The organism is Pseudomonas sp. S4_EA_1b, from assembly GCF_016307435.1.
Classification (GTDB): Bacteria; Pseudomonadota; Gammaproteobacteria; order Pseudomonadales; family Pseudomonadaceae; genus Aquipseudomonas; species Aquipseudomonas rhodesiae.
Genome location: NZ_JAEILC010000042.1, coordinates 1 through 6,760, shown reverse-complemented (window position 1 = coordinate 6,760; position 6,760 = coordinate 1). Strand labels below are relative to the sequence as shown.

At 61.8% G+C, this 6,760-nt stretch carries 6 protein-coding genes; 1 reads left to right on the top strand and 5 read right to left on the bottom strand.

Going from position 1 to position 6,760, the window contains the following annotated elements; genetic code table 11:
* Window positions 1-345 precede the first annotated feature (345 nt).
* Complete coding sequence (gene copD, locus YA0848_RS14450; RefSeq protein WP_034115383.1) at window positions 346-1,203, bottom strand: copper homeostasis membrane protein CopD; 858 nt, start codon at window positions 1,201-1,203, stop codon at window positions 346-348.
* Window positions 1,204-1,206: 3 nt separating this feature from the next.
* The gene (copC, locus tag YA0848_RS14445) at window positions 1,207-1,572 is read right to left on the bottom strand and encodes a copper homeostasis periplasmic binding protein CopC (RefSeq protein ID WP_047882677.1); all 366 of its coding nucleotides are present in this window, start codon (window positions 1,570-1,572) and stop codon (window positions 1,207-1,209) included.
* Window positions 1,573-1,688: 116 nt separating this feature from the next.
* On the opposite strand from copC, the gene YA0848_RS14440 reads away from it, so the two are divergent.
* On the top strand, window positions 1,689-2,309 hold the full coding sequence (locus YA0848_RS14440) for a TetR/AcrR family transcriptional regulator (protein ID WP_034098883.1): 621 nt from the start codon (window positions 1,689-1,691) through the stop codon (window positions 2,307-2,309).
* 120 nt (window positions 2,310-2,429) lie between these two features.
* Here the strand turns inward: YA0848_RS14440 and preA are convergent, their stop codons facing one another.
* The 3 genes from preA to hydA form a co-directional block, all read right to left on the bottom strand.
* Window positions 2,430-3,704 (bottom strand): NAD-dependent dihydropyrimidine dehydrogenase subunit PreA, encoded by a 1,275-nt coding sequence (gene preA, locus YA0848_RS14435; RefSeq protein ID WP_034098881.1) that lies wholly within the window; start codon window positions 3,702-3,704, stop codon window positions 2,430-2,432.
* Entirely contained in the window at window positions 3,704-5,071 is a 1,368-nt protein-coding gene (locus tag YA0848_RS14430) for an NAD(P)-dependent oxidoreductase (RefSeq protein WP_047882679.1), read from the bottom strand. The genes preA and YA0848_RS14430 overlap by 1 nt, the downstream gene beginning before the upstream one ends.
* A 146-nt stretch (window positions 5,072-5,217) precedes the next feature.
* Window positions 5,218-6,657, bottom strand: a complete 1,440-nt coding sequence (gene hydA, locus YA0848_RS14425; protein ID WP_034098877.1) for a dihydropyrimidinase — start codon at window positions 6,655-6,657, stop codon at window positions 5,218-5,220.
* Window positions 6,658-6,760: the final 103 nt, after the last annotated feature.

Here is a 6,760-nt window from a genome sequence, read left to right as displayed (position 1 = left end):
GCCCAGACGTACGCAGGAATTGCGGGCGAATTGACTCACAGTGACGCTCCCTTTCTTTTGTTGTTTTTATTATTTTTTATACGTCGTCGTACAACATTGGGGCGAATATTTGCGGGGTTTTCCTGGAGTGTCAAGCAGAAGTTATACGATGACCAAGGTACGCAAGGTCAATGTGGAAGGGGGCGGCACGGGTATCAGTGAAAACATCCCTTGAGACTGTTGTGGTGAGCGGGTTTGTTGTGGTGAGCCTGCTCAGCACAGAGTTATGTGTCAGCCTCTAAGACCTGTGTAGAAGCCTATGGCTATTGCAGGCAAGTCGAATCGTCGCACCGCCCCTCCCGCATTTCAGCTAGCCAGGACCATCGGCGGTAAGGTGCCCAGCACCGAAACGGCCCCTACGGCACAAACACCGAGCAGCCACTCCAGCATCACGCTGCCTTTCAAACCGGCCAACTGCTGTTCGCCGCTATCCAGACGCAGCCGGTTCAGCAGTGCCAAGCACAACATACCCAGCACCAGCATCACCTTGATCAATAGAATCAGCGCAAACCCACTGAACAATGGCGTTGGCCACAGTTGCCCGGTGAGCACACGCACGTTGATCAACCCGCTCACCAGCAAACCGGCGACCAGCCCATAGCCGACGCCGCTGAAACGCCTGAGGATCGGCTCCAGCCGGTGACGCTGCGCTTGCCTGAGGATCAGCACCAGCAACAGCAACCCACCCAGCCAGGCGCCGACGCACAACAGATGCACCACTTGGTTGAGGATCAGCAGGCGCCCGCTCAGGCCGTCCAGCATGGCGCCATGGCCCACCGGGGCCAGGGTGGCCAGTAACAGCGCGAGCAGCGGCAGGCGCAGCGCCGGCCAGGGTTTGATCAGGGCGATCACCAGCAGCAGGTTCAGCAGCAGATGCCAGACCCACACCTGGCCGAAGAACGTCTTGCCCAGCACCAGGCCCACGGTACCGGGCTGCAGTGCGGCGTCCCAACTGCCGGCCATGCTTGCGGTAATCAGCAGCAACCAAGCCACGCCGGATACCAGCGCCGTCCAGGCCAGCCCACGGGTGAGGCGCAGCAACGTGCGCTCCAAGGCCGGCTGCGTGTCTTTGCCCAGCAGCCAGGGCCTGAAGGCACAAGCGCCGAACATCAGCAACACCACCATAAAATGCACGAACCGGCACAGCACCAGCAGGGTGGCCATGGGTTATTGGCCGACCTTGAAGCGATAAGTGCCTTCGCTTTTGTGGGTGTCGACGGAGACGGCATGCCACTCGACGGTGTAAGTGCCGGCCGCCAGCGGCGCGGCCGGTGTGACCACCAGGATTTTTTTATTGGCGTCCGGGGTTTCTAAGCCTTTGATGGCGACTTCAGTACCGTCCTTGCTCAGCGAAACCTTGCTGAACGTGGCCTCGACGCCTTCGCTGAACGTCAGCCGCAGGTCTTTGGGGGCGGTGACGGTGCTGTCCTCTGCCGGGTTGGCGCTTTTCAGGTGGGCGTGGGCAAATGCTGCCGAAGCCCCCAGCAGGGAAGCGAGCAGTGCGACAGCAGTCAGGGCTTTCTTGATCAACATGTTGCAATACCCAATCAAAGAGAGAAGCGCGCAGTGTACGAAGTTTCGAATGCGCCTGTCGCCGCGATCTAGAGCCGATGGTAGTCTTTAGGCCATGTTGTTGTCAGGGAGCCCTTATGGGCAATCACAAGAGTGGCATTCGCCGGGCAAACGTCGAAAAGATCCTGCTAGCGGCGGAGAAAATCTTCGCCGAGAAAGGCTATGGCAGCACCGCCATGGCCGACATCGCCGAAGAAGCGCAACTGCCGCGCTCCAACCTGCATTACTACTTCACCACTAAAAGCGAGCTGTACAGCGCCGTGCTGTTCGACCTGCTGGACGTGTGGAAACAGGACGCCCTTAGCTTTGAAACCTTTGACGACCCACGGGTGGTGCTAAGCAGCTACATCCGCGCCAAGATGCAGCGCTCGCGTACACGGCCGTACGGTTCGAAAGTCTGGGCCAACGAAATCATCCACGGCGCGCCGACCCTGGGTGAGGCGCTGGACGAAAGCCTGTACGACTGGGCCAAGATGAAAGAGGCGAAAATTCGCCAGTGGGTGGAAGACAAACGCATCTTGCCGGTGGAACCATCGAGCCTGTTGTACATGATCTGGGCTTCCACCCAGCACTACGCCGACTTCGATCACCAAGTGACGATTCTGAATGATCACCAGCCGTTGTCGGACAGGCAATTCGAGAAGGCGATTCAGACGGTGACCGGTGTGATATTGCGGGGGATTGGGTTGGAGCCTTGAGTATCGTGGTGGGGCTTGGGGCCTCACCGGGGGCAAGCCCCCTCCCACACTTGACCGCATTCATTCAGACAAACTCGGTCGAATGTGGGAGGGGGCTTGCCCCCGATTAGGCCAGAAGGGCTACACCGCCTCCCTGTACGGATTCCTCGGATCCTGCGTCCAATTCAAAAATGGCTTGCCCGTGTCGATGGGCACCATCTCAATGCAATCGGCCACCGGGCAGGTGATCTGGCACAGGTTGCAGCCCACGCACTCATCATCGATCACTTCGTATTTATGCGTGCCGTCCGCTTGTTTCAGGCTGGCGATGGCCTGGTGCGAGGTGTCTTCGCAAGCGATGTGGCAGCGCCCGCAGCCAATGCACGCCGCTTGATCGATCTTGGCGATGACTTGGTAGTTGATGTCCAGGTACTTCCAGTCCGTGGTATTGCCCACCGCGCGCCCGGAAAAATCCTGCAGGCTTGTGTAGCCTTGGCTGTCCATCCAGCGCGACAACCCGTCCTTCATCTCTTCGACGATGCGAAACCCATGCAGCATCGCCGCCGTGCACACCTGCACCGCGCCGCAGCCCAGGGCCACGAACTCGGCGGCGTCGCGCCAGGTGCCGATGCCGCCGATGCCGCAGATCGGCAAGCCTTGGGTCTGCGGATCGCGGGCAATTTCGGCGACCATGTTCAGGGCGATCGGCTTGACCGCCGAGCCGCAGTACCCGCCGTGGGTACTCTGGGTGCCGACGGTCGGCAGGGCAACCATGTGCTCCAGGTCGACGCTGGTGATGGAGTTGATGGTGTTGATCAGCGACACCGCATCTGCCCCGCCGCGATACGCCGCCCGTGCCGCCACGCGGATGTCGGTGATATTCGGCGTGAGCTTGACGATCACCGGCAACGAGCAATAGGTCTTGCACCAGCGTGTCACCTGTTCCACATATTCCGGCACCTGGCCCACCGCCGCGCCCATGCCGCGTTCGGGCATGCCATGGGGGCAACCGAAATTCAGCTCGATACCGTCGCAGCCGGTGGCTTCCACCAACGGCAGGATGTTTTTCCACGACGCTTCCACGCAGGGCACCATCAACGACACGATCAGCGCGCGGTCGGGCCAATCCTTTTTCACCTGGGTGATTTCCCGCAGGTTGATTTCCAGGGAGCGGTCGGTGATCAGCTCGATATTGTTGATGCCCAGCACTTCGCGGTTGGCGCCAAAGTGGGCCGAGTAGCGGGACGACACGTTGACCGCCGCCGGGTCCTCGCCCAGGGTTTTCCATACCACACCGCCCCAGCCCGCTTCGAACGCGCGGACCACGTTGTAGGCTTTGTCGGTGGGCGGCGCGGAGGCCAGCCAGAATGGGTTGGGGGCTTTGATACCGGCGAACACAATCGAGAGATCGGCCATTACGCAGCCTCCACATTCAGCATGAGTTGAGCGTGCATGGCCTCGGCGGCCAGCTTGCCATGTTGCACCGCCTGCACGGTGAGGTCCTGACCAAGGCTGACGCAGTCGCCGCCGGCATACACCCCGGGAATACTGGTACGCAGGTGCTCGTCGACGAAGATTCGCTCGCCCACCCGGTGCAGTTGTTGAGCCAACGGATCGTGTAGCGCGTCGCCGTCGAAGCCTTGGCCGATGGCTTTGAAGATTGCATCGGCGGCCAGCTCGAACGTCTCGCCGGTAGGTTGCAAGCGGCCGTCGTGCATCTGGGTGCGGGCAAAGCGCATCCCCCGCACACGGCCTTGGTCGTCCAGCAACACTTCTTCGGGCATGGCCCAGGTCAACAGGCGCACCTGGTTGGCCTTGGCGATGTCCTGCTCGTGGCCGGTGGCGCCCATGTCCGCCAGGCCACGGCGGTATACCAGGTTGACGTCGCGGGCACCGAGGCGGGCCATTTGCACGGCCATGTCGATAGCGGTGTTGCCGGCACCGAGCACGATGCAGCGGTCGGCCACGGGCAGTTGGGTCAGGTCTTGGGCCTGGCGCAATTCGCGGATGTAATCGGTGGCGGCGAGCAGGCCGGGGGCATCCTCGTGGGGCAGGCCCAGCTGCTTGCTGGCGGCCAGGCCGAGGCCGAGGAATACCGCGTCGAACTGCTGGTGCAGCTCGCTCAGGGTCAGGTTGGCCCCCAGGCGCTGGCCGTGGCGGATCTCGATGCCGCCGATTTGCAGGAGAAAATCCAGTTCCTTCTGGGCGAAGTCGTCCACCAGTTTGTACTTGGCGATCCCATATTCATTCAGGCCGCCGGCCTTTTCCCGCGCTTCGAAAATCACCACATCGTGCCCGTGCATGGCGCTGCGATGAGCACAGGCCAAACCGGCCGGCCCGGCGCCGACCACGGCGATACGTTTACCGCTGGGCGCGGCGCGCTGGAAGGGGTGTTCGCTGAAGTGGGCGTTGTCCACCGCATAGCGCTGCAACAGGCCGATCAACACCGGTGCGCATTCTTCGGCGTTGTTACGGACACAGGCTTGCTGGCACAGGATCTCGGTGGGGCAGACCCGCGCGCAGCTACCGCCGAGGATGTTGGCCGAAAGGATCTTCTGCGCGGCGCCCTGCACGTTATCGGTGTGGATATTACGGATGAACGACGGAATATCGATCTCGCTGGGGCACGCGTTCACGCACGGCGCGTCGTAGCAATACAGGCAGCGCGAGGCTTCCAGGTGGGCCTGGCGCGCATTGAGCGGCGGCGCCAGGTCGGTGAAATGGCTGGCGAGGGTCGCGCCATCCTCAACGGGGTGGGGGAGGTGGGTCAGGGTCTGGATCACGGTGGTGGCCTCACGGTTTTTTTTGGATTGCCTCTAAGTGGGCATTTTTTGTTGCTTGTACTGGCCTTATCGGGGGCAAGCCCCCTCCCACAATTTGATTGTGAATACATTCAAGTGTGGGAGGGGGGTTGCCCCCGATAAAGGTCTCAGCGCTTCACAGCAATTGGCCTGGAATGCTCAGCCCGCTTGCTCAACTGCTCGAACACCGCCGGATACGCCGGCCGCTCCACATAGCGCCCGGCACCGCGCTCGGCGCGCAGGTCGCCATCGGCCCAGACCAACTTGCCCTGGCTGATGGTGTGGCTCGGCACACCGCGCACGGTCTTGCCTTCGAAGATGTTGAAGTCGACCTGTTGGTGGTGAGTCTTGGCGGAAATAGTGCGCGTGCCCTGTGGGTCCCACAGCACCAGATCGGCGTCGGCGCCCACGCGGATCGCGCCTTTGCGGGGGTAGAGGTTGAAGATCTTCGCGGTGTTGGTGGAGGTCAGCGCAACAAACTCCTGCATGGACAGGCGCCCGGTATTGACCCCTTCATCCCACAGCAGCGCCATGCGGTCTTCGATCCCGGCGGTGCCGTTGGGGATCTTGCTGAAGTCGTCGCGCCCGGCGGCTTTTTGCTCGGCGCAGAAGCAGCAGTGGTCGGTGGCGGTGGTGTGCAGGTTGCCGGATTGCAGACCGTGCCAAAGCGCCTCTTGATGCCCGCGTGGACGGAACGGCGGGCTCATCACGTAGCCGGCGGCGGTCTGCCAGTCGGGGTGCTGGTAGACGCTGTCGTCCAGCAACAGATGACCGGCAAGGACTTCGCCATAGACCGGCTGGCCCTTGCCACGGGCGTAGGTGATCTCATCCAGGGCTTCCCGGGTGGACACATGCACCAGGTACAACGGCGTGCCGATGGTTTCGGCGATACGGATCGCCCGGCTGGCCGCTTCGCCTTCCACCTGGGACGGCCTGGACAGCGGGTGCGCTTCCGGCCCGGTGATGCCCTGGGCCATCAGTTTGCGTTGCAGGTGATACACCAGCTCGCCGTTCTCCGCATGCACGGTGGGGACCGCGCCCAGTTCCAGGCAGCGTTCGAAGCTGGCGACCAGGGTGTCGTCGGCCGCCATGATCGCGTTCTTGTAGGCCATGAAGTGCTTGAAGCTGTTGATGCCGTGGTGGCTGACCAGCTCGGCCATTTCCTCGCGCACCTGTTCGCTCCACCAGGTGATCGCGACATGGAAGCCGTAGTCGGCCGCCGATTTTTCCGCCCAGCCACGCCACTGGTGGAAGGCCTCCAGCAACGACTGCTGCGGGTTGGGAATCACAAAGTCGATGATCGACGTGGTGCCACCGGCCAAACCCGCCGCCGTGCCGCTGAAAAAATCTTCGCTGGCTACAGTGCCCATGAAGGGCAGTTGCATATGGGTGTGGGGGTCGATACCGCCGGGCATCAAGTATTGGCCGCTGCCGTCGAGCACTTCGGTGCCGGCGGGGACGTCCAAGTTAGAGCCAATGGCGCGAATTAGACCGCCTGCGCATAAAACATCGGCGCGGTAACTTTCATCATGGGTAATAACGGTGGCGCCACGGATCAACAGCGACATGTCGAGTTCCTCACAGGCTTGACCGGCTTGTGCCAGTTCTAAGTGTTGTAATGCTACGTGCCGAGGTCAGGTGTTATTCCTGACAGCAGTGACAGGAATAGAA